Source organism: Herbaspirillum rubrisubalbicans (assembly GCF_003719195.1).
Lineage (GTDB): Bacteria > Pseudomonadota > Gammaproteobacteria > Burkholderiales > Burkholderiaceae_D > Herbaspirillum > Herbaspirillum rubrisubalbicans.
Genome location: NZ_CP024996.1, coordinates 3,548,964 through 3,572,659, shown reverse-complemented (window position 1 = coordinate 3,572,659; position 23,696 = coordinate 3,548,964). Strand labels below are relative to the sequence as shown.

General features: G+C 60.4%; 22 protein-coding genes. 17 read left to right on the top strand and 5 right to left on the bottom strand.

Going from position 1 to position 23,696, the window contains the following annotated elements:
- Window positions 1–14: 14 nt before the first annotated feature.
- The 10 genes from RC54_RS15920 to RC54_RS15875 all read left to right on the top strand — a co-directional run bounded on the left by RC54_RS15920 (window position 15) and on the right by RC54_RS15875 (window position 9,826).
- Window positions 15–1,220 (top strand): cystathionine beta-lyase, encoded by a 1,206-nt coding sequence (locus tag RC54_RS15920; protein WP_058896061.1) that lies wholly within the window; start codon window positions 15–17, stop codon window positions 1,218–1,220.
- 668 nt (window positions 1,221–1,888) lie between these two features.
- Window positions 1,889–2,206 (top strand): flagellar transcriptional regulator FlhD, encoded by a 318-nt coding sequence (gene flhD, locus RC54_RS15915; RefSeq protein WP_058896060.1) that lies wholly within the window; start codon window positions 1,889–1,891, stop codon window positions 2,204–2,206.
- A gap of 177 nt (window positions 2,207–2,383) precedes the next feature.
- On the top strand, window positions 2,384–2,998 hold the full coding sequence (flhC, locus tag RC54_RS15910) for a flagellar transcriptional regulator FlhC (RefSeq protein ID WP_044529746.1): 615 nt from the start codon (window positions 2,384–2,386) through the stop codon (window positions 2,996–2,998).
- Between the two features lie 88 nt (window positions 2,999–3,086).
- The gene (locus RC54_RS15905; RefSeq protein ID WP_058896059.1) at window positions 3,087–3,881 is read left to right on the top strand and encodes a class I SAM-dependent methyltransferase; all 795 of its coding nucleotides are present in this window, start codon (window positions 3,087–3,089) and stop codon (window positions 3,879–3,881) included.
- Window positions 3,882–4,039: 158 nt separating this feature from the next.
- Complete coding sequence (motA, locus tag RC54_RS15900; protein WP_017451776.1) at window positions 4,040–4,900, top strand: flagellar motor stator protein MotA; 861 nt, start codon at window positions 4,040–4,042, stop codon at window positions 4,898–4,900.
- A 108-nt stretch (window positions 4,901–5,008) separates the two neighbouring features.
- Window positions 5,009–5,947 (top strand): flagellar motor protein MotB, encoded by a 939-nt coding sequence (gene motB, locus RC54_RS15895; protein ID WP_058896058.1) that lies wholly within the window; start codon window positions 5,009–5,011, stop codon window positions 5,945–5,947.
- A gap of 75 nt (window positions 5,948–6,022) precedes the next feature.
- A complete protein-coding gene (locus RC54_RS15890; protein WP_058896057.1) occupies window positions 6,023–6,577 on the top strand; it encodes a hypothetical protein in 555 nt (184 codons plus the stop codon).
- Window positions 6,578–6,705: 128 nt separating this feature from the next.
- The gene (locus RC54_RS15885; protein WP_006463269.1) at window positions 6,706–7,071 is read left to right on the top strand and encodes a response regulator; all 366 of its coding nucleotides are present in this window, start codon (window positions 6,706–6,708) and stop codon (window positions 7,069–7,071) included.
- Window positions 7,072–7,123: 52 nt separating this feature from the next.
- Complete coding sequence (gene cheA, locus RC54_RS15880) at window positions 7,124–9,301, top strand: chemotaxis protein CheA (RefSeq protein ID WP_061788952.1); 2,178 nt, start codon at window positions 7,124–7,126, stop codon at window positions 9,299–9,301.
- Window positions 9,302–9,319: 18 nt separating this feature from the next.
- On the top strand, window positions 9,320–9,826 hold the full coding sequence (locus RC54_RS15875) for a chemotaxis protein CheW (RefSeq protein WP_058896055.1): 507 nt from the start codon (window positions 9,320–9,322) through the stop codon (window positions 9,824–9,826).
- 236 nt (window positions 9,827–10,062) lie between these two features.
- Here the strand turns inward: RC54_RS15875 and RC54_RS15870 are convergent, their stop codons facing one another.
- The 5 genes from RC54_RS15870 to RC54_RS15850 form a co-directional block, all read right to left on the bottom strand.
- Window positions 10,063–11,310: a DUF2863 family protein gene (locus RC54_RS15870; protein ID WP_061788951.1), complete on the bottom strand. Its 1,248-nt coding sequence runs from the start codon at window positions 11,308–11,310 to the stop codon at window positions 10,063–10,065.
- Window positions 11,311–11,487: 177 nt separating this feature from the next.
- Window positions 11,488–14,199 carry an aconitate hydratase AcnA gene (gene acnA, locus RC54_RS15865; protein ID WP_058896053.1) on the bottom strand — a complete coding sequence of 904 codons (2,712 nt, stop codon included), beginning with the start codon at window positions 14,197–14,199 and terminating at the stop codon, window positions 11,488–11,490.
- Between the two features lie 146 nt (window positions 14,200–14,345).
- Window positions 14,346–14,891: a hypothetical protein gene (locus tag RC54_RS15860; RefSeq protein ID WP_058896052.1), complete on the bottom strand. Its 546-nt coding sequence runs from the start codon at window positions 14,889–14,891 to the stop codon at window positions 14,346–14,348.
- A 28-nt stretch (window positions 14,892–14,919) separates the two neighbouring features.
- Complete coding sequence (locus RC54_RS15855) at window positions 14,920–15,921, bottom strand: HpcH/HpaI aldolase/citrate lyase family protein (protein WP_061788950.1); 1,002 nt, start codon at window positions 15,919–15,921, stop codon at window positions 14,920–14,922.
- A 132-nt stretch (window positions 15,922–16,053) separates the two neighbouring features.
- Window positions 16,054–17,043: a malate dehydrogenase gene (locus tag RC54_RS15850; protein WP_017451784.1), complete on the bottom strand. Its 990-nt coding sequence runs from the start codon at window positions 17,041–17,043 to the stop codon at window positions 16,054–16,056.
- A 466-nt stretch (window positions 17,044–17,509) separates the two neighbouring features.
- Between RC54_RS15850 and RC54_RS15845 the strand changes: the two genes are divergently transcribed.
- The 7 genes from RC54_RS15845 to gltA all read left to right on the top strand — a co-directional run bounded on the left by RC54_RS15845 (window position 17,510) and on the right by gltA (window position 23,623).
- Entirely contained in the window at window positions 17,510–18,295 is a 786-nt protein-coding gene (locus RC54_RS15845; protein ID WP_058896050.1) for a GntR family transcriptional regulator, read from the top strand.
- 166 nt (window positions 18,296–18,461) lie between these two features.
- On the top strand, window positions 18,462–18,872 hold the full coding sequence (gene sdhC / locus RC54_RS15840; protein WP_058896049.1) for a succinate dehydrogenase, cytochrome b556 subunit: 411 nt from the start codon (window positions 18,462–18,464) through the stop codon (window positions 18,870–18,872).
- A 2-nt stretch (window positions 18,873–18,874) separates the two neighbouring features.
- Window positions 18,875–19,240, top strand: a complete 366-nt coding sequence (gene sdhD / locus RC54_RS15835; RefSeq protein ID WP_061788949.1) for a succinate dehydrogenase, hydrophobic membrane anchor protein — start codon at window positions 18,875–18,877, stop codon at window positions 19,238–19,240.
- 2 nt (window positions 19,241–19,242) lie between these two features.
- A complete protein-coding gene (gene sdhA, locus RC54_RS15830) occupies window positions 19,243–21,021 on the top strand; it encodes a succinate dehydrogenase flavoprotein subunit (protein WP_058896047.1) in 1,779 nt (592 codons plus the stop codon).
- An 11-nt stretch (window positions 21,022–21,032) separates the two neighbouring features.
- The gene (locus RC54_RS15825; protein WP_017451788.1) at window positions 21,033–21,743 is read left to right on the top strand and encodes a succinate dehydrogenase iron-sulfur subunit; all 711 of its coding nucleotides are present in this window, start codon (window positions 21,033–21,035) and stop codon (window positions 21,741–21,743) included.
- A 133-nt stretch (window positions 21,744–21,876) separates the two neighbouring features.
- Window positions 21,877–22,161 carry an FAD assembly factor SdhE gene (locus RC54_RS15820; protein ID WP_017451789.1) on the top strand — a complete coding sequence of 95 codons (285 nt, stop codon included), beginning with the start codon at window positions 21,877–21,879 and terminating at the stop codon, window positions 22,159–22,161.
- Window positions 22,162–22,321: 160 nt separating this feature from the next.
- Window positions 22,322–23,623: a citrate synthase gene (gene gltA, locus RC54_RS15815; protein WP_058896046.1), complete on the top strand. Its 1,302-nt coding sequence runs from the start codon at window positions 22,322–22,324 to the stop codon at window positions 23,621–23,623.
- The last annotated feature ends 73 nt before the right edge of the window (window positions 23,624–23,696 follow it).

Genomic DNA, 23,696 nt, shown 5'->3' with positions numbered 1-23,696 from the left:
CTTGAGGCAGATCCGTGTCAGATTCCAACGATTTCCCCGCTCCATCCTCCGCATCGCTCCCTCCGCTTGATCCCCAGACCGCGCTGATCCATAGCAGCTACCGTGCCCCGGAAGGCTTCGAAGCCTTCCCGGTGGGTATCCATCATGCCTCTACCGTGCTGTTCCCCAACGTGGCCGCCATGCGCTCGCGTGACTGGCGCGAAAAGCTGGGCTATACCTACGGCTTGCACGGCACCCCCACCAGCTTCGTGCTGGAAGCGCGGCTGGCCGAGATCGAGGGCGGCAGCCATTGTCGCGTCACCCCCAGTGGCCTGGCTGCCATTGCCATGGTCAACTTCGCTTTCTTGAAGAGTGGCGACGACGTGCTGCTGCCCGATAACGTCTACGGCCCCAGCAAGGATCTGGGACAGTGGCTGGAGCGCGATTTCCAGATCACTGCGCGCTTCTACGACCCCATGATAGGCGCGGGGCTGGCTGAGCTGATCCAGCCCAATACGCGGCTGATCTGGACCGAAGCGCCCGGCTCGGTCTCCATGGAAGTGCCGGACATCCCGGCCCTGTGCCGTGCCGCCCATGCGCGTGGCGTGCTGGTGGCCATCGACAATACCTGGGCTGCCGGGCTGGCCTTCAAAGCCTTTGACCACGGCGTGGACATCGTCATGCAAGCCGTCACCAAGTATCAGTCCGGCGGCTCGGACGTGTTGATGGGGGCGGTCATCGTGCGCGACCAGGCGCTCAATGAAAAGCTGGAACTGGCCCATATGCGCCTGGGTTTTGGGGTGGGCATGGATGACGTCTATCTGGTGCTGCGCAGCCTGTCCTCGATGCGCCTGCGCTTCCAGGCGCATGATGCGGCTGCGCGCAAGGTGGCGGCCTGGCTCAAGCAGCGCCCCGAAATCGTGGCGGTGCTGCATCCGGCCTTCGAGGATTGCCCCGGCCATGAGAATTGGAAGCGCGACTTCACCGGGGCGGGCGGCCTGTTCTCGGTGATCTTCGACCCGCGCTACGGTGAACAGCAGACCGACCGCTTCGTGGACAGCCTGCGCCTGTTCAAGATCGGCTATAGCTGGGGTGGCGCGCATAGCCTGTGCGTGCCTTACCGGATGCGCGGGATGCGTCGCCAGTGGCAGCGTGAGGGCCAGTTGGTACGCTTCAATATCGGCCTGGAGTCACCCGAGGATTTGATCGCTGATATCGAACAGGCACTGGCGCAGCTGTGAGATCAAGCCAAGGGAGGGCAGAGCGCCCCCCTGACAGCTCCGTTGCAATGGCTCCGTTTGCTGCTGAGCAATTGAATAAAGGTAAATGTCGGGCTTGTTTTGCGTTTTGAGCTGTGCCGTGGGGGCCTAAAATAGCAGTAATTCTCGATACGCCTGTTTTTTGCGCGCTGACGGCGTTGCGCAAAAAACATCAAGGCGTGTAAAACTCTGCAAGTTTTCTCAGTAGCAAAGCGTAAGGAAACTACAGTGGAGGTTCGGTGAAGAGGTAAAAATGCGGATGAGCTAGTCGCCCACCAGCAACAAGCAGCGCGTAAACATCGAAAATTTACAATTTATTTAATTGCTAAAAATACAATTTTATTGAGTCATTTCAGGCAAGAAAGCTTTTGATCAGGAAATTCCTGATTGGCCCCGAAAGTCGCAAGCAAACTGCCTGTTCCCTCTCCTGACTGAAAAACCACCCGATGATTTCGTGCTTGTGTAGGACTAACGCCTACATGTCGGACGGGCCGGTGTCGGACGAAAAATACCGATCAAGTCTAATTTCCCGCCTGTCCGCCCCCCCTCAGAATTAGCTTGCAGTCAAGTAAATGTAAGCGATTGTAAGCAGCCCGACGCCGCGTCGTGCCGCTTTGAGCAGGGGAAGTATTTACCGAGGTGGGGTGTAAATGAATACCAACGACATGATGGCGGAGATCCGCGATGCCAACCTGAGCTATCTCATGCTGGCGCAGCAGATGATCCGTTCGGACAAGCCGACTGCGATCTTCCGGCTGGGCATCAGCGCCGAGATCGCCGATTTGATCGAAGGGCTGTCCAATGCCCAGATCATGAAGCTGGCGGCGACCAACATGATGTTGACGCGCTTTCGCTTTGACGATAGCGCCATCCTCGGGATGCTGACCAACTACAACAAGGATAAAAGCCTGGCCCAGTCTCATGCGGCCATTCTGATGGCTTGTCAGCCCAGCGAGCAAATTTCGTAAAACAACAAGACAGAGCAGGGCCTGCGCGTACAGGGGATGTTCACGTGCGGGAGGGGAGATGTTCCAGGAAGTTAAACAGTTTGTGTCTTGATCCAGCCTGCATTGATTGTCCGTCCGCCTGGGGCGCACGGGCCTAGGTCAGGCAGTTTTACTACGAAATCACCGGGGGGTAGCAACATGGCTAAGAAGAGCGTCGTCACAGAAGCGCAGGAAATTCAGTTGGCCATTGAATTGATTAACCTGGGGGCACGCCTCCAGTTGTTGGAATCAGAAACTTCGCTGTCGCGCGAGCGCCTGCTGAAGCTGTACAAGGAATTGAAGGGCGTGTCTCCGCCCAAGGGCATGTTGCCGTTCTCGACCGACTGGTTCATTACCTGGCAGCCCAACATCCATTCGTCGTTGTTCATCAACATCCACCGCTATCTGGTGGAATATGCCCGCATCAGCGGTATCGAAGCCGTCATGAAGGCCTACAAGCTCTATCTGGAGCAGGTTGGCTACACCGACTCGGGCGAGCCGGTGCTCTCGCTCACCCGTGCCTGGACCCTGGTGCGCTTCTTCGAAAGCAAGATGCTCATGACCACGCCCTGCTGCAAGTGCGGCGGGCATTTCGTGGTGCATCGCCTGGATCTGCACCAAGATTACCTGTGTGGCCTGTGCCACATGCCTTCGCGTGCCGGCAAGACCAAGAAGGCCAAGGATGCCGTGGTCATGGGTCTGGTCGAGGCCGCCATGCCGCTGGCAGTGGCAGCGCCCCTGGCCGAGGTGCCGGTGCTGGCGGCGGTGGCTTGAGCCATCCCGAGCGGGTGCTGGTGCAGTGATGCATTGATGCGGGAATGGGCCAGGTAGGTCAACCACAAGAATAAGGCCGATTGCCGCGATGTCCGAAGATCAGAACCAGGCCGGTGCGCGCCGCAGACCACTGTTGCAGGCACCGGCCATCCAGGCCCTGTTGTTGTTCGTGCTGGGCCTGGTGGCTGCCAATGTGATCGATGTGCTGTTGCAGCGCGCCGGTCTTTCTCCTTTATCCCCCCTCCAGACGTCGCTGCTGCACGGTGTGTTGGCCGCGCTGTTGGCGCGCCTGCGTGGCATGGCCGTGTGGTGGTGGCTGATCCTGCTGGTGTTCCCGGTGGCGGCGCTGGCCGTGGGCAGCCTGCACCTGCCGCCGTGGGTGTTCCTGGTGGTGTTTTTGTTCATGCTGGTGCTGTTCTGGTCCACCTTTCGCAGCCAGGTGCCGTTTTATCCCTCCGGCCAGCGTGCCTGGGATGCCGTGGCGGCTTTGTTGCCGCAGGATCGGGCGATCCGCTTCATGGACATTGGCAGTGGCCTGGGCGGCGCCGTGCTGGACCTGTCGCGACGCCGTCCCGAGAGCGAGTTCACCGGCATCGAGATCGCGCCCTTGCCGTGGCTGGTCAGTCGCCTGCGGGCTGCGCTGGCGGGTAATCGCTGCCGCTTTGTGCGGGGCGATTATCTGTTGCTCGATTTTGGTGACTACGACGTGGTCTTTGCCTACCTCTCGCCGGCAGCCATGGTGGCGCTGTGGCACAAGGCGCGCGCCGAGATGAAGCCGGGCACGCTGCTTTTGAGCTATGAGTTTCATATTCCGGGTACGACGCCTGATGTCGTGATCGACGCACCGGGTGGCGGACCGGTCCTGCATGGATGGCGCATGTGAGCTGCGAGACGCGACGTATCAAGTTTGTGGCGATTGCGCCGTAAATCAAAAAGGAAGGACGTTTTTCGGATATGTATTCCCTCATTTGCTTGATTGGAATACCTGTAACCTGATGAACGTGAAAATACACTCAACGCCACAGGGACGGGAGTAGGCACTTGTTAGTCATCATTGGATATATCGTGGTCATGGCATCCGTCTTCGGCGGCTTCGCCATGGCGGGGGGGCACCTGGGAGCGCTGTTCCAGCCAATTGAACTGCTCATGATCGGCGGTGCCGCCGGCGGCGCTTTCCTGGTTGGTAACAACGGCAAGGCGATCAAGGCCACCTTGAAGGCATTGCCGACCGTCTTCAAGGGTTCGGCCTATACCAAGGCGCTGTACATGGAATTGATGGCGCTGCTCTTCGAGATTCTGACCAAGTCTCGTAAAGAGGGTTTGATGTCCATTGAAGGGGATATCGAAGAACCCGAGAGCAGCCCCATCTTCAGCAAGTATCCGGGCGTGCTGGCGGACCATCACCTGATCGAATTCATGACCGACTACCTGCGTCTGATGGTGTCGGGCAACATGGATGCGTTCCAGATCGAAAACCTGATGGACAACGAAATCGAGACCCATCACCACGAAGGCGAAATTCCGGTGCATTGCATCGCCAAGCTGGGTGACGGTATGCCGGCCTTCGGTATCGTGGCCGCGGTGATGGGGGTGGTGCACACCATGGAATCGGTGGGTATTCCGCCTTCCGAACTGGGTATGCTGATCGCCCACGCGCTGGTCGGTACCTTCCTCGGTATTCTGCTGGCCTACGGCTTCGTGGGGCCGCTCTCGAGCTTGCTGGAACAGAAGCTGCACGAGTCGACCAAGATCTACCAATGCGTGAAGGTGACCCTGCTGGCCAGCTTGAATGGCTATGCACCGGCGCTGTCGATCGAATTCGGCCGCAAGGTCCTGTTCTCGACGGAACGTCCGACCTTCCTCGAACTGGAAGAACACGTCAAGCAGGCCAAGAGCAAGTAAGACGTTAAGCAACTTAAGCAGCGAAGAAAGTAAGCAAGTCATCCCGCCGGGGCAGGCCAGACTTACATTGATTTACATAGACATCAGTATTGAGGCAGGAGTACAGGCATGGCCGACGAAGGGCTACGTCCCATAATCGTTAAGCGCATCAAGAAGGGCGGCGGCGGTCACCACGGCGGTGCCTGGAAGATCGCCTACGCCGACTTCGTCACGGCGATGATGGCGTTCTTCCTGCTGATGTGGCTGCTGGGTTCGACCGCCAAGGGTGACTTGAACGGCATTGCCGAGTACTTCAAGACGCCGCTGAAGGTCGCCATGGCCGGCGGCTCCGGCAGCGGTGACGCCAATACCGTGCTGCCCGGGGGCGGCAAGGACTTGACCCGTCAGGATGGGCAGTTGCGCAAGGGCGAGAACGATATCGTCTCGCGCAAGCAGAGTCTGAAGCAGGCACAGCAGGAACTGGAACGCGCCGAACGCACCCGGCTGGAAGAATTGAAGACGCGCCTGGAAAAGGCCATCGACTCCAACCCGACCTTGAAGCAGTTCAAGAACCAGCTCTTGATTGACATCACTACCGAAGGCTTGCGCATCCAGATCGTGGACGAAAAGAACCGTCCCATGTTCGCCCTGGCCAGCGCCCAGTTGCAGCCCTATACCAAGGAAATCCTGCATGAGATCGGTCGTACCTTGAATGACGTGCCCAACAAGATCAGCCTGTCCGGCCACACCGATGCCACGCCTTATTCGCAGGGCGAGAAGGGCTACAGCAACTGGGAATTGTCGGCTGACCGCGCCAATGCCTCGCGGCGCGAACTGATCGCCGGCGGCATGGATGAATCCAAGGTGTTGCGGGTGGTGGGCCTGTCTTCGGCGGTGTTGCTGGACAAGGAAGACCCCTTCAACCCGATCAATCGTCGCATCAGCATCATCGTCATGAACAAGAAGGCCGAAGAGATGGTGGAAAAGGATAGTGGGTCGCTCAATGTGCCCACCGATGCCAGCGACGATGACGTCCAGCAGGGGCTGGGCGCGCCGGCCAAGAATTGAGCGGGGGCGTCGAGTTTGACGTCGATGTGGTGATGAAGCAGAAGTGTTCAACTGAACAGGGGAAGAGAGCTGGATATGCCGACCAAGACCATGCTGCAGGAGCTCAAGCGTTTGTTGCTCGATACTGCCAGCGGCGGCAGCCGCCAATTGACGGAAGTGGAGTCGGACCTGGTCCAGACCAACATCCTGCTGGGTGAAGCCATTGGCAAGCTGGGGACCAGCTTCATGGAACTGCATCGTTCGGTGCAGCTCCAGCAGAGCATCCTGGAGGGGCTGATGAACGGCAATAGCCAGTTCGACGGCGAGAGCATCGAGCAGCTCAAGGCCACCCAGGGCCAGGTCAGCCACTACGTCAATGCAGCCGTGACCGGCCTGCAGTTCCAGGACATGACCAGTCAGTTGCTGGAGCGTATCGTGCGCCGCGTGATCGGCCTGCGTGAAGCGCTGGGCGTATTGAGTGCCAACAGCTTCGAGATCGTACCCGAGCAGGGCCAGACCGATGAAGAGTTGAAGGAACTGCTGGCCAGCACCGTGCAGGCCATGGAAGAACGCTTGACAGTGCTCGATTCGGGGCTGTGGAAGGCAGTACGCCAGACCCGCATGGAAAGCGGCGATATCGAGTTGTTCTAGTCGGTGGCTGGCAGAGTGGTACAAGATTGAACTAGGTCATTCCGGTCAGACTGGCCGTTAGGTCGGAGACCAATGGTGCGGCATAATGCATACGCGCATGAGCCTTATTGAAGAAACAGGGAGTAACGATGTCCAAAACGATTCTCGCAGTAGATGATTCCGGGTCACTGCGTCAGATGGTGGTATTCAGTCTGAAAGCTGCGGGTTACAACGTGACCGAGGCGGTCGATGGGGTGGACGCGCTGGAAAAGGCCAAGACGCATACCTTCGACCTGGTGCTGACCGACCAGAACATGCCGCGCATGGACGGCCTGACCCTGATCCGCTCGCTGCGCGAGCTGACCAGCTACGCCCGCGTGCCCATCCTGATGCTGACCACCGAGTTCAGCGACGAGATGAAGGCCAAGGGCAAGGCAGCCGGCGCCAATGGCTGGCTGGTCAAGCCGTTTGATCCGCAACGCCTGACCGAGGTGGTGCGCAAGGTAATCGGCTGATCTTGCCGGAATAATAAGAATACACGTACTGCATCCAGCATGGAGCCCAGGCATGAGCATTGATATGAGCCAGTTTTTCCAGGTCTTTTTCGACGAGGCCGAGGAAGGGCTCGCGGAAATGGAAAAGCTGTTGTTGGCCGTCAATGTGGAGTCTCCCGATCCGGAAGACCTCAATGCGGTGTTTCGCGCCGCACATTCGATCAAGGGTGGTTCATCCACCTTCGGCCTGACCGATATCGCCGAAGTCACGCACGTGCTGGAGTCGCTGCTGGACCGCATTCGCCAGGGCCAGATGGCCCTGACTTCGGAGCACGTGGACGCCTTCCTGGCCGCCAAGGATGTGCTCAAGTCCATGCTCGACGGCCACAAGCATGGCGCCGAGGTGGACCAGGAAGCGGTGGCTCAGGTGCGCATGTTGCTCGAAGCCCTGTCGCAGGGCAAGAGTTCCAGTGCCGCCGCACCCAAGGCGGCGGCTGCCCCGGTCGCGGCCGTGGTCGGACCTGGTGGCGTGCGCCGCTACCGGCTGGACATGCCCGTCATCGCCGACAAGGATGCCGACGCCCTGGCCGATGAATTGTCCATGCTGGGCAAGCTGGAAAAATCCAAGTCGCCCGAGGGGCGCTGGGTATTCATCCTGGATACGGCCGAACCGATCGATGACGTGGTCGCCATTTGCGCCTTCATCGTCAATGTGGCCGATCTGAAGATTTCACAAGCGGTCGAAGCCGCTCAGGGCAGCGATGAAGAGCGCGGCTACGGCTTCTTCGACAATTTCGTGACCCAGGAAGAGCGCGAACGCACCCAGGGCTACGGTTTCTTCGACAATCACACCGCTATCGAAGACAAGGAGCGCGAGCAGGGCTACGGCTTCTTCGCCCCCTTCGTGCCGCTGGACATCAGCCCGAAGAAGGCCGATGCCGACGGCGCGGCTCATGCCACAGGCAATGGCAACGGCAATGCGCATCACGACGATGCCCATTTGCATGGCGAACATGCCTCGGCCGAAAAGAAGGCGGCCAAGGGTGGTGCCGGACTGGCCCAGGAGTCGTCTTCCATTCGCGTGAGCATCGAGAAGGTCGACCAACTGATCAACCTGGTGGGCGAGCTGGTCATTACCCAGGCCATGATCGAGCAGCGCGTGGGCAAGCTCGACCCGATGCACCACGAACACCTGCTCAATAGCGTGAGCCAATTGAGCCGCAATACCCGGGATCTGCAGGAGTCGGTGATGTCGATCCGCATGATGCCCATGGATTATGTCTTCTCGCGCTTCCCGCGCATGGTGCGCGACCTGGCCCACAAGCTGGGCAAGCAGGTCGAGTTCGTCACCCATGGCGCAGCCACCGAGCTGGACAAGGGCTTGATCGAGCGCATCGTCGATCCGTTGACCCACCTGGTGCGCAACAGCATCGACCACGGCATCGAATTGCCGGAAGCCCGGTGTGCGGCCGGCAAGGGCGAAGCCGGGGTGCTGTCACTGTCGGCCGAGCACCAGGGCGGCAATATCATCATCGAAGTCACCGACGACGGTGGCGGCCTGAACCGCGACAAGATCCTGGCCAAGGCCAAGCAGCAGGGGATGCCGGTGACCGACAACCTGTCTGACGCCGATGTCTGGCAACTGATCTTCGAGCCGGGTTTCTCCACCGCCGAGCAGGTCACCGATGTCTCGGGCCGTGGCGTGGGCATGGACGTGGTCAAGCGCAACATCCTGGCCATGGGCGGGGCGGTCGATATCCGCTCCAGCAAGGGTTTCGGCACCACCATTTCGATCTCGCTGCCGCTGACGCTGGCGATCCTGGATGGCATGTCGATCCGCATAGGTGAAGAAGTCTACATATTGCCGCTTGGATATGTGGTTGAATCTTTGCAGCCTTTGCCGCAAGATATCAAGGAAATTTCCGGTCAGGGCCAGGTGCTGCGCGTGCGCGGCGAATATCTGCCACTGATCCCGCTGTATCAGATTTTCAACATCGAACCTTCCTTTACTGACCCCTCGCAAGGATTGGTGGTCATTTTGGAGTCAGATGGAAAGAAGGCGGCACTTTTCGTGGATGACTTGATCGGACAACAGCAAATCGTTGTCAAGAACCTGGAATCCAACTATCGGAAGGTCGCCGGTATTTCCGGTGCTACTATTCTGGGTGACGGCGGCGTTGCCCTGATTGTCGATGTGGCAGCCTTGCTGCGATCCAGCCGCCAACTGAATGACGAATCTGTATTTTCCTGATTTTTAAAGGGCCTCAACATGTCTGACACTGCATCCAAGAATCTTTCCGGCTTCGGCGACAAGACCGACAGCAACGGAAACGAGTTTCTTGCCTTCACCCTGGGTAAGGAAGAATACGGCATCGATATTCTGAAGGTTCAGGAAATCCGCGGCTACGAAGCCGTCACCCGCATCGCCAACTCGCCTGATTTCATCAAGGGCGTGGTCAACCTGCGCGGCATCATCGTCCCCATCGTCGATATGCGCATCAAGTTCCAGCTGGGCGAGCCGACCTATGACCAGTTCACCGTCGTGATCATCTTGAACATCGGTGGTCGCGTGGTAGGCATGGTGGTCGACAGCGTCTCCGACGTGATCACCCTGACCCAGGAACAGATCAAGCCGGCACCGGAAATGGGCACCACCTTCGATTCCGACTACCTGATCGGCCTGGGTACCCTGGAGCAGCGTATGCTGATCCTGGTCGATATCGATAAGCTGATGTCCAGCGCCGAAATGGGCCTGATCGAGAAACTGGCCGCCTGATCACTGTCGGGCTGTGGCAAGGGATCCGGAGGAGACGCAGACCGGATCTGGTTTTGGTCGTCATTCGGTCGCGCAGGAAAAAGCAGGCACGATAGCCTGCTACAGAAGAGAAAAAGGCATCCGCCGTGTGGTGGATGCCTTTTTTATTGGCGTTTCGGCACGCCTTGGGGGCGATATGAAGCTTTGTGCGGCCAAGCCGGTCTGGCCTGCCTCCTGGTAGGCTATTGCTTCATATCTCAGTGGAAGTGCTCGACCTGAGGAGGCGTATCTTCCGGCATTTCCGCGTGCACCAGTTCACCTTCACGGTCAGGGAACAGGGGGGCGCCGCAGTCATCGCAAAACTCCATGGTGAAGCGTTCTGCATGATGCTTGATGTGCACGATGCCGCATTCGCGCAACACCATCAGGATCTGCTGCAGCGGGCTGGGCGGCAGGCCTTCCAGCAGGCCGGCGCCGGCCGGGATCATCATGGGCAGTTCTTCACCGCTTTCCTGTTCATACAAGGGCCAGACCGTGCCATAGACCACGGTGGGGTCGTCGCCGATGGAAAAACCGATGCGGTATTCATCGATCTGGCCATTGATGTCCTCGGAGAAGCCGCCGATGCTGGCGTGCAGCTCGGAAGAGGCGATGTCCAGGGTTTGCGTCAGGAAGTAGTCGGCGGCGCGAATGGAGGCCGGGCGGATGCGCTTGTCGGCCTCGCGGCAGCCGAAGAAGTAGGCCTGCGGCAGCAGCAGTTCGACACTGCAACCGGGCAACAGGCGCGTAAACAGCGGTGTGGCCTGTTGCTTCCAGGCTTCGAAGGCGGCGGCCTTGTTGGCCGAGAAATGGCTTTGCTGTTCGCTGTCCTGCCAGTGGAACAGGGCGCCGCCGGCCGGTACCGCGACTGCGGCGATCACATAGCGCGTATCGGCCAGGAAGGCGGCGGTGGGGGGCTGCTCGCCGCGCATTTGCACCGGCGCGTTCTTCAGGGCGCTTTGGCCCATCTGGCGGGTCAGGGCGAAGACATCAGCGTGCACCCGTGGCAGTTGCTCGATGGAGAACAGCGCCGGGGCCAGTGCCAGACGGGCATCGGTGGCCAGCACGTGGGCGTGCAGATGGGCGCCGATGGCACTGAGCAGGTCGCCGGCGATCGGGCCGGAGGCGATGGCAAAGCGGGTCCAGGCCAATACCGGCAGCACCAGCAATTGCACGTCGTAGTCCTGGCCGTCATGCTCCAGGGTGGTCGATTCGCTGCCGGCCTCGACGGCTTCGATCAAGACGTCATAGGCGTCCAGGTCGGCCTTGAACAGGTGATCCAGGGCGGCATCGAGCAAGCCTTGATGGCCGGTGCGCAGCAGCTTGTTGAGCAGGGCGTCAAGGGGCTTCAGCCAGGCGCGCTCTTCGAGCCGGCTGGAGGCTTGCGCGATGGCTTGCGCGAAGGTCACCAAGTGTTGGCTGTCGGCAGAAAGCTTGGAGGAGGAACGTTTGGCGGGACGACGCATGGAGGCAATCAGTAATCTGTAGAGACGAAACTGCCTATTGTAGATGATTTGTCCGGGCTGTCAGCCGCAAGCGCGGGCAGGTCGCTCCAATGGGCAATAAAAAACGCCGGACGAATCCGGCGTTTTTCGGTCTTGCCTGTGCCACTGCAGCCGCAACGGGCTGCGGTGAGGCCCTGCTTAGGCGGCCAGCAGTTGACGCAGCACGAACGGCAGGATGCCGCCATGCTTGTAGTAGTCCACTTCGATCGGGGTATCGATGCGCAGCAGCAGCTTGACTTCCTGGGTCTGGCCGTTCTTGCGATGGATCACCAGGGTGGCTTCCTGTTGCGGCTTGATCTCGCCTTCCAGGCCCTTCAGGTCGAAGCTTTCTTCACCGGTGATGCCCAGCGACTGAACACTGTCATTGCCCAGGAACTGCAGCGGCAGCACGCCCATACCCACCAGGTTGGAGCGGTGGATACGCTCGAAGGAACGTGCGATCACGGCCTTCACGCCCAGCAGCTGGGTGCCCTTGGCAGCCCAGTCACGGGAGGAGCCGGTACCGTACTCTTCGCCACCGAAGACCATGGTCGGGGTGCCTTCGGCCACGTACTTCATGGCGGCGTCGTAGATCGACATTTCTTCACCGGAAGGCTGGTGAATGGTGATGCCGCCTTCGACGCGCGAGCCGTCTTCCTTGGCCGGGATCATCAGGTTCTTGATACGCACGTTGGCGAAGGTGCCGCGCATCATGATCTCGTGGTTGCCGCGACGCGAGCCGTAGGAGTTGAAGTCCGCCTTCAACACGCCATTGGCTTGCAGCCACTTGCCAGCCGGGCTGGATTCCTTGATGGAGCCGGCCGGGGAGATGTGGTCGGTGGTGATCGAGTCGCCGAACACGCCCAGAGCGCGGGCGCCGCTGATGCCGGTCGCTGCAGCCTGGGGTTCTTCGCTGAAGTTCTCGAAGAACGGCGGCTCGGCGATGTAGGTCGAGCTCGGCCAGTTGTAGACTTCACCCTTGGCCACGCCCTTGATGGCTTCCCACAGCTTGCCGGGAGCGCCCTTCACATCGGCGTAGTTTTCCTTGAAGGTCTTGGCGTTCATGGCGAACTTGAGCAGCTTTTCGATCTCCTGCGAGGTCGGCCAGATGTCGCCCAGGTAGACGGGCTTGCCGCCCTTGCCCTTGCCGACCGGTTCGGTCATCAGGTCACGGGTGACGTTGCCGGCGATGGCGTAGGCCACCACCAGCGGGGGCGAAGCCAGGAAGTTGGCGCGGATGTTCGGGTGGATACGGGCTTCGAAGTTGCGATTGCCCGACAGCACGGCAGCGGCCACCACGTCGTTCTTGACGATGGCTTCGTTCATGGCCGGGGTCAGGTCGCCAGCGTTGCCGATGCAGGTGGTGCAACCGTAGGCGGTCACGCCAAAGCCCAGCTTTTCCAGGTACGGCAGCAGGCCAGCGGCTTCCAGGTACTTGGTCACCACGCGCGAGCCAGGGGCCAGCGAGGTCTTGATGTGCGGTGCGACCTTCAGGCCGGCTTCCACGGCCTTCTTGGCCAGCAGACCAGCAGCCAGCAGCACGCTCGGGTTGGAGGTGTTGGTGCAGGAGGTGATGGCGGCGATCAGCACGTCACCGTTGTGCACATCCACGCCGTCGGCGTTCTTGTAGGAAGCACCCAGGTCTTCAGCCTTCTTGTTGAAGCCGTTTTCAGCGGTCGGCTTGGTGAAGAGGTCCGAGAAAGTGGACTTGACGTTGCCGATCTCGATGCGGTCTTGCGGACGCTTCGGACCTGCCAGCGACGGGGCGACGGTGCCCAGGTCCAGCGAGACTTCCTGGGTGTAGTCGATCTGGCCAGCCTTGGGCACGCCGTACAGGCCTTGGGCCTTGAAGTAGGCTTCGAAGGCGTCGATCTCGGCCTTGGTGCGGCCGGTGCCCTTGAAGTAGGCGATGGTGGCGTCGTCGACCGGGAAGAAGCCCATGGTGGCGCCGTATTCCGGGGCCATGTTGGCGATGGTGGCGCGGTCGGTCAGCGACAGCGATTCGGTGCCTTCACCGAAGAATTCGACGAACTTGCCCACGACCTTGGTCTGGCGCAGCAGTTCGGTGATGGTCAGCACCAGGTCGGTGGCGGTGACGCCTTCGCGCAGAGCGCCGGTCAGGTTCACGCCGACCACGTCGGGGGTCAGGAAGTAGACCGGCTGGCCCAACATGCCGGCTTCGGCTTCGATGCCGCCCACGCCCCAGCCGACCACGCCGATGCCGTTGATCATGGTGGTGTGGGAGTCGGTGCCGACCAGGGTGTCAGGGTAGTAGACGCCGGTCTTGTTGTGCACGCCGCGTGCCAGGTATTCCAGGTTCACCTGGTGCACGATGCCGAAGCCCGGGGGCACCACACCGAAGGTGTCGAAGGCTTGCATACCCCACTTCATGAACTGGTAGCGCTCGTTGTTGCGCGAGAATTCCAGCTTCATGTTCAGGTCCAGTGCCTTCTTTTCACGGAAGTGGTCGATCTGCACCGAGTGGTCCACCACCAGGTCCACCGGCACCAGCGGTTCGATGTTCTTGGGGTTCTTGCCCAGCTTGCTGGCGACGTTGCGCATGGCGGCCAGGTCGGCCAGCAGAGGCACGCCGGTGAAGTCCTGCAGCACCACGCGGGCCACCACGAAGGGGATCTCATCCACGCGAGCGGCCTTGGCGCCCCAGTTGGCCAACTGCTTGACGTGTTCTTCGGTGACCTTCTGGCCGTCGCAGTTGCGCAGCACCGATTCCAGCACGATACGGATGGACACCGGCAGGCGCGAGATATTCACGCCCAGCGATTTTTGCAGGGCGGGCAGGGAGTAGAACTTGCCCTTCTTGGAACCGGAAATCTTGAATTCCTTCAGGGTGTTCAATGTGTTGCGAGACATGGCCTCTTCTCCTTAATTTGGCAATTTAGTGATGCTAGCTAGTCGAATCCGGTTTGCGCTGCAATGGTGAACTGCGGGGTGCTGCCTGATTCTATGATTCTTTGTTACTAAAAACTTCCTGGACCGGCAAAGGCTGCCTGACCGGTTCAGTTCTGGTGCGGTGCGGCGGCCAGGGTCGAGGCCGGCGCTGCGCTGGCGGCAGCAGCGGCCTTGATCTGGTCGGCGTTCTTGCATTCGTTGGCCAGTTGCTGACCCTTCTTGGAATCCAGCAGCAGGCCCTTGGCCGGGATACCGATCCAGACCAGGCCCATCTTGTGGTTTTCGAAGCGGTTGGCACCGGTGGTGGTGGCCACGCGGGTCAGACGGTGGATGCGCTTGTTCCAGCGGATGGCGATGTGCTTGTCATCGGCATCGTTCTTCCAGATGGTCAGCTTGTTGCCCATTTCGCACTGGAAGTCGGCCGACTGGGTGCCGCTGAGTTCGGGTTCGCTGTCGTCATCCTCGGCATCCGAGGAGAACGGCATCTTGGCCGCCGGCGCTGCAGCAGCCGCAGCAGCCTTCTTGGTGTGCGCCTTCTTGACCACCTTCTTCTTGGTGGTGTGCGTGCTGTCGGTGTCGGCATGTGCCGGGGCGATGCCGGCGACGGCGAACAGGGCGCCCAACAGGGCGAGGAGGCTCAGGTGCTTTTTCATAGACGTCTATCGAATATCGAAACGGTTTTTACGGCTGGGTTGAAGGGGAGTCGCCAGGGGCGAACCATGCTGCAGTCTGCGGCGGCAGCGCAATGCCGGTGGCGTGCGCGCGTTGCAGGATACTCCAGTAATAGCGGTAGCTGGCACGGTCATGCAGGTTGCCCAGATGCTGGATCGGGCCCCATTGCACCGCCTGCGCCTTGAGCAAGATCTGTGCCGCCAGTTCGGCTTCCTCGGTGGCAGGCGACATCGCCTGCACGATGGGACGGATCTGGTCCGGATGGATGCTCCACATCCGGGTATAGCCAAACTCCTGTGCCGCGCGGCGCGCATCGTCGGCCACTGCGGCGGGATTCTTGATGTCGGTGCTCACATTGTGCGAGGGCACCTTGCCGTGCGCATGGCAGGCAGCGGCAATCTCCAGCTTGGCGCGTCGCACCAGCGGATGGTCGAACTGTCCGGGCGAGCGCATGGCGCTGCCGGGAATGGCACCGTAGTGGGCCGAAACGAAATCCATCACCCCGAAGGACAGCGACTGCACCTGGGGCAGGGCGGCGATCTTGTTGGCATCGGCCAGTGCGCCGTGGGTTTCGATGAGCACCTGCACCGGCAGGTAGCTGCGACCGGCGGCGCGGGCGGCACGGTTGATGCTCTCCAGTGCGCGCAGCACATCTTCGACGCCTTCCGGCTTGGGCAACATCACGTAGGCCAGCTCGCGCGCAGCGGCGCCGCAGAGGGTGGCCACGTCCTGCTCGAAATGTGCATGACCCACGTCATGCACGCGCGCGCCAATGCGACGGTGAACGTTGTCGGGGCTGGCGATGAGCGCGGCGACCAGTTCGGCGTGCGCGGCTTCATTGCCGGCGGCAGCGCCATCTTCGCAGTCGAAGGTGATGTCGAACACGGGGCCGAGTTCCTGCTGCAGGGCCATCGACTTGCGCATCAGCTTTTCGGAGCCGGCGTAGTGATCGCATACCGGAAGCGAAACCGGCTGCTGGGCACCTGGGAACAAGACCTGGGAAGGATGCATTGCTGCGTAATGGATTGGGGTAGGGGTTGTCGAATCGATCGAGATCGCAATACGTAAGCGTAAGACGTAATGCTTAAATTACGGTTGGTGCGGCAGCAGCAGACTGCTGCCGCACCAACGTCACATGGTCAATCAGCCAACCAGGTGCTTGACGCCTTCACGCTCTTCCATCAGTTCCTTGAGGGTGATGTTGATGCGCTCTTGCGAGAACTCGTCGATTTCCAGACCCTGGACGATCTTGTACTCGCCGTTTTCGGTGGTCACCGGGAAGCCGAACATGGTGCCTTCGGGGATGCCGTAGGAACCGTCGGAGGGGATACCCATGGTGGTCCACTTGCCATTGGTGCCCAGCACCCAGTCACGCACGTGGTCGATGGCGGCATTGGCAGCCGAAGCGGCCGAGGACAGGCCACGGGCTTCGATGATGGCGGCGCCGCGCTTGCCGACGGTGGGCAGGAACACGTTCTTGTTCCATTCCTGGTCGTTGATGGTGTCCTTGACCGAAGCGCCATCAGCGGTAGCGAAGCGGTAGTCGGCGTACATGGTGGGCGAGTGGTTACCCCACACGCACAGCTTTTCGATGGCCGAGACCGGCTTGCCGATCTTGGCAGCCACTTGCGACAGGGCGCGGTTGTGGTCCAGACGCAGCATCGCGGTGAAGTTCTTGGCCGGCAGGTTGGGGGCCGACTTCATGGCGATGTAGGCGTTGGTGTTGGCCGGGTTGCCGACCACCAGCACCTTGACGTTGCGCGAAGCCACGGCGTCCAGTGCCTTGCCCTGTACAGTGAAGATCTGGGCGTTGGCTTCCAGCAGATCCTTGCGCTCCATGCCGGGGCCACGGGGACGGGCGCCCACCAAGAGGGCGATGTCGGCATCCTTGAACGCGGTCATCGGATCGCTGTGGGCGGTCACGCCAGCCAGCAGGGGGAAGGCACAGTCGTCGATTTCCATGATGACGCCCTTCAAGGCCTTCTGTGCCTTTTCATCGGGGATTTCCAGCAGTTGCAGGATGACCGGCTGGTCTTTGCCCAGCAGATCGCCGTTGGCGATGCGGAACAGCAGGGAGTAACCGATCTGACCGGCGGCGCCGGTGACGGCAACACGCATGGGGGCTTTAGCCATGTTGAATCTCCAAAAGAGGTGATGAAAAAAAGCATTCAGACTGCAATGAAGCGCACGTTGCGGCTACGTCGCGCATGGCGCGGCAGGGCCGTTTGCGGTTGCTTCTGGTTTGCGCATGAAAAATGCGCGATTTCCTCGAATTCTTGTTAGGCCGCCATGATACCGTCGAAAACGCAGTGAGTCAGTTGCTTTCGCGGTGGGTCCTGCCGACAAATCAAAAACCTGTCAAACTTGCGTTCCGCTCGCATGAGATTGCCGCGTGGGCGAGGTCTGGATGAGAGCGATTCTCGTTAGCGTCTACTGGTCGGTACATCGCTCCCTGCCTGCCTTGCGGCTCTGCAGACTGCTCGCGAGTTTAGGCCTGGGAAAGACTGCTGTCAATCAATATCTTATGTCTTATATAAGACATATTATTGCCTAGTTTTTGCTGGACGCCGGAAGGAGTTTTGTGGTGAAATTCGAGGTTATGAGCTCGATCCTGCCCAATTCGAACAACGCCGACGCGCAAGCCGCGGGGGCGGGTGCCGCCAGTCCGGCGCCCACCTTCAGTCCGTTGTACCAGCAGATCAAGGCGCTCATCATGCAGCGCCTGGAAGCCGGCGAGTGGAAGCCGGGTGAGCTCATTCCCAGCGAGGTGGAGTTGGGTAGTCGTTTCAAGGTCAGTCAAGGCACGGTGCGCAAGGCCATCGACGAACTGGCGGCCGAAAACCTGGTGGTGCGCCGCCAAGGCAAGGGCACCTTCGTCGCTACCCATCATGAGACCCAGGCGCAGTTCCGCTTCCTGCGGCTGATGGCCGATAGCGAAGAACCGCAGCGTCCCGAAAACAAGATCATCGAAGTCAAGCGCGTGCGCGCCTCGGCCGAAGTGGCCCGTCAGCTCGATATGAAGTCGGGCGACTCGGTCATTTTCATTCGCCGGGTAAAATCGTTTAATGGCGCCCCCATCATCCTCGAAGATATCTGGCTGCCTGGCGCCATCTTCAAGGGCTTGACGGCCGAGCGCCTGGTGGAATACCGCGGCCCGCTGTATGGCCTGTTCGAGTCGGAGTTCGGCACCCGCATGATCCGTGCCGAAGAGCGCATCCGTGCCGTCGGGGCGGATCAGGATGCTGCAGAGTTTCTGGGCGTAGCGCCCCAAACGCCGTTGCTGAGTGTGGAGCGGGCTTCATTTACCTATGGCGACAAGCCGGTGGAGATGCGGCGCGGACTGTACCTGACGACGAATCATCATTACCAAAGCGAGTTGAGCTGAGCAATCCGTTGCCGGTTGTTGCAAGACGCTGGCGAGCCTGGCCTGTCCAGTGGAGAAGGGCTGGTGTCACGCCTTGTCGACGTGCTGCGAAGCGCAATAAAAGTTGATGGTGATTTCGAAAATCGGCGAAAATTGCATGATTGTTTTAAACTGAGGAGAACCTTGTATGTCTGAAGCCGCTAAACCACAACGGCCGCAATTTCGTAACATACACCTAACCCAAATTGCCGGCTACCGTATGCCTTTGGCTGCCATCGTCTCGATCATGCACCGCATCAGCGGTCTGTTCCTGTTCCTGATGCTGCCTTTCATCCTGTTCCTGTTGGACAGCAGCCTGCTCTCGGAAGGTACTTTCGCCTATCTCAAGGGCCTGGCATCGGGCTGGTTCGTCAAGCTCGTCATCCTGGCCCTGTCCTGGGCCTATCTCCACCACTTCTGTGCCGGCATCCGCCACCTGATCATGGATAACCACATCGGTCTGGACAAGGACAGCGCACGCAAGTCCTCGGCAACGGTCCTGGTGGTCAGCATCACGCTGATGGTCCTGGTCGCATTGAAACTGTTCGGAGCATTCTGAAAATGGCTGATAACAACATCGGACCCAAGCGCCTGGTCGTGGGCGCTCACTATGGCCTGCGTGACTGGATGGCGCAACGCGCCACCGCCGTGGTAATGGCGATCTACACCGTGATCCTGCTGGTGTGCTTCTTCACCTCGACCCACTTCAGCTACGAGGGCTGGGCGGCGCTGTTCTCGCGTCAGTGGTTCAAGGTGGCCACCTTTGCCGTGTTCATGGCGCTGTTTTTCCACGCCTGGATCGGCGTGCGTGATGCGCTCATGGACTACGTCAAGCTCGTTGGCCTGCGTCTGGTCCTGCAAGTTGCCACTATCGTGTGGCTGATCGCTTGCGCTGGCTATGCCGCGCAGATTCTGTGGAGAAACTAATCGTGGCTGCAATCAAATCCGCCATCACTACCCGCCGCTTTGACGCGGTCATCGTCGGCGCCGGTGGCTCCGGTATGCGCGCCTCGCTGCAACTGGCCGAAGCCGGCCTGAACGTCGCTGTCCTGTCCAAGGTCTTCCCGACCCGCTCGCACACCGTGGCTGCCCAAGGCGGCATCGGCGCTTCGCTGGGCAATATGTCCGAAGACAACTGGTACTGGCACATGTTCGATACCGTCAAGGGTTCGGACTACCTGGGCGACCAGGACGCCATCGAATTCATGTGCCGCGAAGCACCGAAGGCCGTCTACGAGCTGGAACACTTCGGTATGCCCTTCGACCGCAACCCGGATGGCACCATCTACCAGCGTCCGTTCGGTGGTCACACCGCCAACCTGGGCGAAAAGCCGGTGCAGCGTGCCTGTGCCGCCGCTGACCGTACCGGTCACGCGCTGCTGCACACCCTGTACCAGCGTAACGTGCGCGCCAAGACCCACTTCTTCGTCGAATGGATGGCGCTGGACCTGATCCGCAACGAAGAGGGCGATGTCCTCGGCGTGGTCGCGCTGGAAATGGAAACCGGCGAAATCATGATGCTGCACGCCAAGACCACCCTGTTCGCCACCGGCGGTGCAGGTCGTATCTGGGCCGCCTCGACCAATGCCTTCATCAATACCGGCGACGGTATGGGCATGGCCGCGCGTGCCGGCCTGCCGCTGCAGGACATGGAATTCTGGCAGTTCCACCCCACCGGCGTGGCCGGCGCGGGCGTGCTGATCACCGAAGGCGTGCGCGGCGAAGGCGGCATCCTGATCAACAGCAACGGCGAACGCTTCATGGAGCGCTACGCGCCGACCCTGAAGGATCTGGCCCCGCGTGACTTCGTTTCGCGTTCGATGGACCAGGAAATCAAGGAAGGCCGTGGCGTCGGTCCCCACAAGGATCACGTGCTGCTGGATCTGCGCCACATCGGTGCCGATACCATCAAGAAGCGCCTGCCCTCGATCCTGGAAATCGCCCACAAGTTCGCCAACGTCGATGCGACCAAGGAACCGATCCCGGTCGTGCCGACCATCCACTACCAGATGGGTGGCATCCCCACCAACGTCCATGGTCAGGTGGTCGCACCCAAGGGTGGTTCGATGAAGGAAGTGGTGCAGGGCATGTACGCCATCGGCGAATGCGCCTGCGTGTCGGTGCACGGCGCCAACCGCCTGGGCACCAACTCGCTGCTGGACCTGGTGGTGTTCGGTCGCGCCGCCGGCAACCACATCGTCGGCACCCGTCTGCAGGACCAGAGCCACAAGCCGATCCCGGCTGGCGCCCTGGACCGTTCGCTGGAGCGCATTGCGCACCTGGAAAGCAGCACCGGTTCCGAGCGCGTGCAAGACGTGGCCAACGACATCCGTGCCACCATGCAGAAGTACTGCGGCGTGTTCCGTACCGACGCCCTGCTGCAGGAAGGCTACAAGAAGATCATGGAGCTGGACGAGCGCCGCAAGCACGTCTCGTTCAAGGACAAGTCCAAGGTGTTCAACACTGCCCGCGTGGAAGCGCTGGAACTGGACAATCTGATCGAAACCGCCAAGGCCACCATCACCTCGGCCGCAGCTCGCAAGGAATCGCGTGGCGCCCACGCCCACAGCGACTACGAGCAACGCGACGACGTGAACTGGCTCAAGCACACGCTGTGGTTCTCCGAGGGGAATCGTCTCGACTACAAGCCGGTCAACATGCAGCCGCTGACCGTCGAGACCTTCAAACCTAAAGCACGTACTTTCTAAGAGGTCGCAACATGACTCGCACCCTGAAATTCAAGATTTATCGTTACGATCCGGACAAGGACGACAAGCCGTACATGCAAGACCTGACGGTGGAGTTGAAGCCCACCGACAAGATGCTGCTGGACGCCCTGCAACGCATCAAGTCCGATGTGGACGATTCGCTGGCGCTGCGTCGCTCCTGCCGCGAAGGCGTGTGCGGCTCGGACGCCATGAACATCAACGGCAAGAACGGTCTGGCCTGCATCACCAATCTGAACGAGCTGACCGAACCCATCGTTCTGAAGCCGCTGCCTGGCCTGCCGGTGATCCGCGACCTGATCGTGGACATGACCAACTTCTTCAAGCAATACGACTCGATCAAGCCCTACCTGATCAACGACAGCATTCCGCCCGAAAAGGAACGCCTGCAGTCGCCCGAACAGCGTGAAGAGCTTGATGGCGTCTACGAGTGCATCCTGTGCGCCTGCTGCTCGACCTCCTGCCCGTCGTTCTGGTGGAACCCGGACCGTTTCGTCGGCCCAGCTGGCCTGCTGCAAGCCTACCGCTTCATCGCCGACAGCCGCGACGAAGCCACCGGCGCGCGTCTGGACAATCTGGAAGACCCGTACCGCCTGTTCCGTTGCCGTTCCATCATGAACTGCGTCGATGTCTGCCCCAAGGGTCTGAACCCCAACAAGGCCATCGGCAAGATCAAGGAACTGATGGTTCGTCGTTCGGTATAAGTCTTATCGGTTGATCGGCCCGCCAGACCCGCCGTGGTTGGCGGGCTGCAGCGAGGGGGAGCAGGGCTGCAAGCGGCTTCCCCGACCGTTCCAGTCAGTTTTGGTGCGGTTGAAGTGAATGGAAAGACAAGAAATGAGCGAGTTCACGACTGAGCAGCGTCACCAGGATGATCCGGCCAAACGAGCGCGACTGCGCTGGCGTGCGCGCCGCGGGCTGCTGGAGAACGACCTGATCCTGACGCGCTATCTCGATGCCCATGAGGCCGAGATGAGCGACGACGAGGTGGATGCCTTTTCGCGCCTGATGGACCTGACTGACAACGACCTGATGGACCTGTTGCTGGCTCGCAAGGAGCCCGAAGCGGCGGTCGATTTGCCCCAAGTGCATGCGTTGCTCAAGACACTGCGTACTGCCTGACTGTTGCACGAATATTGCGCCTGGCCACAAGCCAGACGGATTTTGCCCGATCGCGGCCGGCTCCAACTCGCCCCCCCGGCGCATCCGCACCACGATGCAGCCCGGCTTGCGGTCGCGGCGTTTGATTAACGGTTTCACCATCCCAGCAAAAGGAAAAGCTATGTCCAATACCGATATCAAAGCTACCCTGTCGTTCTCCGACGGCTCTCCGTCCGTAGATTTTCCTATCTACAAAGGCAGCATCGGCCCTGATGTGATCGATATCCGTAAGCTCTACGGCGCCACCGGCAAGTTCACCTATGACCCGGGCTTCATGTCGACCGCTTCCTGCAATTCCTCCATCACCTACATCGATGGCGACAAGGGCGAGCTGCTGTATCGCGGCTACCCGATCGAACAGCTGGCGGTGAACTGCGACTTCCTGGAATCCTGCTACCTGCTGCTGCACGGTGAGCTGCCCAATGCCAAGCAGAAGGAAGAATTCGTCAAGACCGTGACCGAGCACACCATGGTGCACGAGCAGATGAACTTCTTCTTCCGTGGCTTCCGCCGCGATGCGCACCCGATGGCCGTGCTGACCGGTTCCGTGGGCGCGCTGTCGGCCTTCTACCACGACTCGCTGGACATCTCCAACGCCAACCACCGCGAAGTCTCGGCCATCCGCATGATCGCCAAGCTGCCGACCCTGGTGGCCATGGCTTACAAGTACAGCATCGGCCAGCCGTTCGTCTATCCGCGCAACGACCTGTCCTATACCGCCAACTTCATGCGCATGATGTTTGCCAACCCGTGCGAAGAGTACCAGGTCAATGAAGTGCTGGTGCGCGCGCTGGACCGCATCCTGATCCTGCACGCCGACCACGAACAGAACGCTTCGACCTCGACCGTGCGTCTGGCCGGCTCCTCTGGTGCCAACCCGTTCGCATGTATCGCCGCCGGTATCGCCTGCCTGTGGGGCCCGGCCCACGGCGGCGCCAACGAAGCCGCACTGAACATGCTGGAACAGATCGGTTCGGTCGACAAGATCCCCGAGTTCATTACGCAAGTGAAGGACAAGAACTCCGGCGTGAAGCTGATGGGCTTCGGCCACCGCGTCTACAAGAACTACGACCCGCGTGCCAAGCTGATGCGCGAAACCTGCTACGAAGTCCTGAACGAACTGGGACTGCACGACGACCCGCTGTTCAAGCTGGCCATGGAGCTGGAAAAGATCGCGCTGGAAGACGAATACTTCGTCTCCCGCAAGCTGTACCCGAACGTCGACTTCTACTCGGGCATCGTGCAGCGCGCCCTGGGCATTCCGACCTCGATGTTCACCTGCATCTTCGCCATGGCCCGTACCATCGGCTGGATCGCACAGTGGAACGAAATGATCTCGGATCCGGAACAGAAGATCGGCCGTCCCCGTCAGCTGTTCGTCGGTTCGCCGCGCCGCGACGTGCCGCCGATGGACAAGCGCTGATCGCACGCTGTTGTCCGTCTGCCTAGTCGGACGGACAACAATGCCTGCCGGATAGCCTTGTTTCCCGTCTTCC

Bases quoted from the DNA above. Each gene is read 5' to 3' on its own strand.
- flhD (WP_058896060.1), top strand. From the start codon at position 1,889: ATGAATACCAACGACATGATGGCGGAGATCCGCGATGCCAACCTGAGC.
- flhC (WP_044529746.1), top strand. From the start codon at position 2,384: ATGGCTAAGAAGAGCGTCGTCACAGAAGCGCAGGAAATTCAGTTGGCC.
- RC54_RS15905 (WP_058896059.1), top strand. From the start codon at position 3,087: ATGTCCGAAGATCAGAACCAGGCCGGTGCGCGCCGCAGACCACTGTTG.
- motB (WP_058896058.1), top strand. From the start codon at position 5,009: ATGGCCGACGAAGGGCTACGTCCCATAATCGTTAAGCGCATCAAGAAG.
- RC54_RS15890 (WP_058896057.1), top strand. From the start codon at position 6,023: ATGCCGACCAAGACCATGCTGCAGGAGCTCAAGCGTTTGTTGCTCGAT.
- RC54_RS15885 (WP_006463269.1), top strand. From the start codon at position 6,706: ATGTCCAAAACGATTCTCGCAGTAGATGATTCCGGGTCACTGCGTCAG.
- cheA (WP_061788952.1), top strand. From the start codon at position 7,124: ATGAGCATTGATATGAGCCAGTTTTTCCAGGTCTTTTTCGACGAGGCC.
- RC54_RS15875 (WP_058896055.1), top strand. From the start codon at position 9,320: ATGTCTGACACTGCATCCAAGAATCTTTCCGGCTTCGGCGACAAGACC.
- RC54_RS15870 (WP_061788951.1), bottom strand. From the start codon at position 11,310: ATGCGTCGTCCCGCCAAACGTTCCTCCTCCAAGCTTTCTGCCGACAGC.
- acnA (WP_058896053.1), bottom strand. From the start codon at position 14,199: ATGTCTCGCAACACATTGAACACCCTGAAGGAATTCAAGATTTCCGGT.
- RC54_RS15860 (WP_058896052.1), bottom strand. From the start codon at position 14,891: ATGAAAAAGCACCTGAGCCTCCTCGCCCTGTTGGGCGCCCTGTTCGCC.
- RC54_RS15855 (WP_061788950.1), bottom strand. From the start codon at position 15,921: ATGCATCCTTCCCAGGTCTTGTTCCCAGGTGCCCAGCAGCCGGTTTCG.
- RC54_RS15850 (WP_017451784.1), bottom strand. From the start codon at position 17,043: ATGGCTAAAGCCCCCATGCGTGTTGCCGTCACCGGCGCCGCCGGTCAG.
- RC54_RS15845 (WP_058896050.1), top strand. From the start codon at position 17,510: ATGAGCTCGATCCTGCCCAATTCGAACAACGCCGACGCGCAAGCCGCG.
- sdhC (WP_058896049.1), top strand. From the start codon at position 18,462: ATGTCTGAAGCCGCTAAACCACAACGGCCGCAATTTCGTAACATACAC.
- sdhD (WP_061788949.1), top strand. From the start codon at position 18,875: ATGGCTGATAACAACATCGGACCCAAGCGCCTGGTCGTGGGCGCTCAC.
- RC54_RS15825 (WP_017451788.1), top strand. From the start codon at position 21,033: ATGACTCGCACCCTGAAATTCAAGATTTATCGTTACGATCCGGACAAG.
- RC54_RS15820 (WP_017451789.1), top strand. From the start codon at position 21,877: ATGAGCGAGTTCACGACTGAGCAGCGTCACCAGGATGATCCGGCCAAA.
- gltA (WP_058896046.1), top strand. From the start codon at position 22,322: ATGTCCAATACCGATATCAAAGCTACCCTGTCGTTCTCCGACGGCTCT.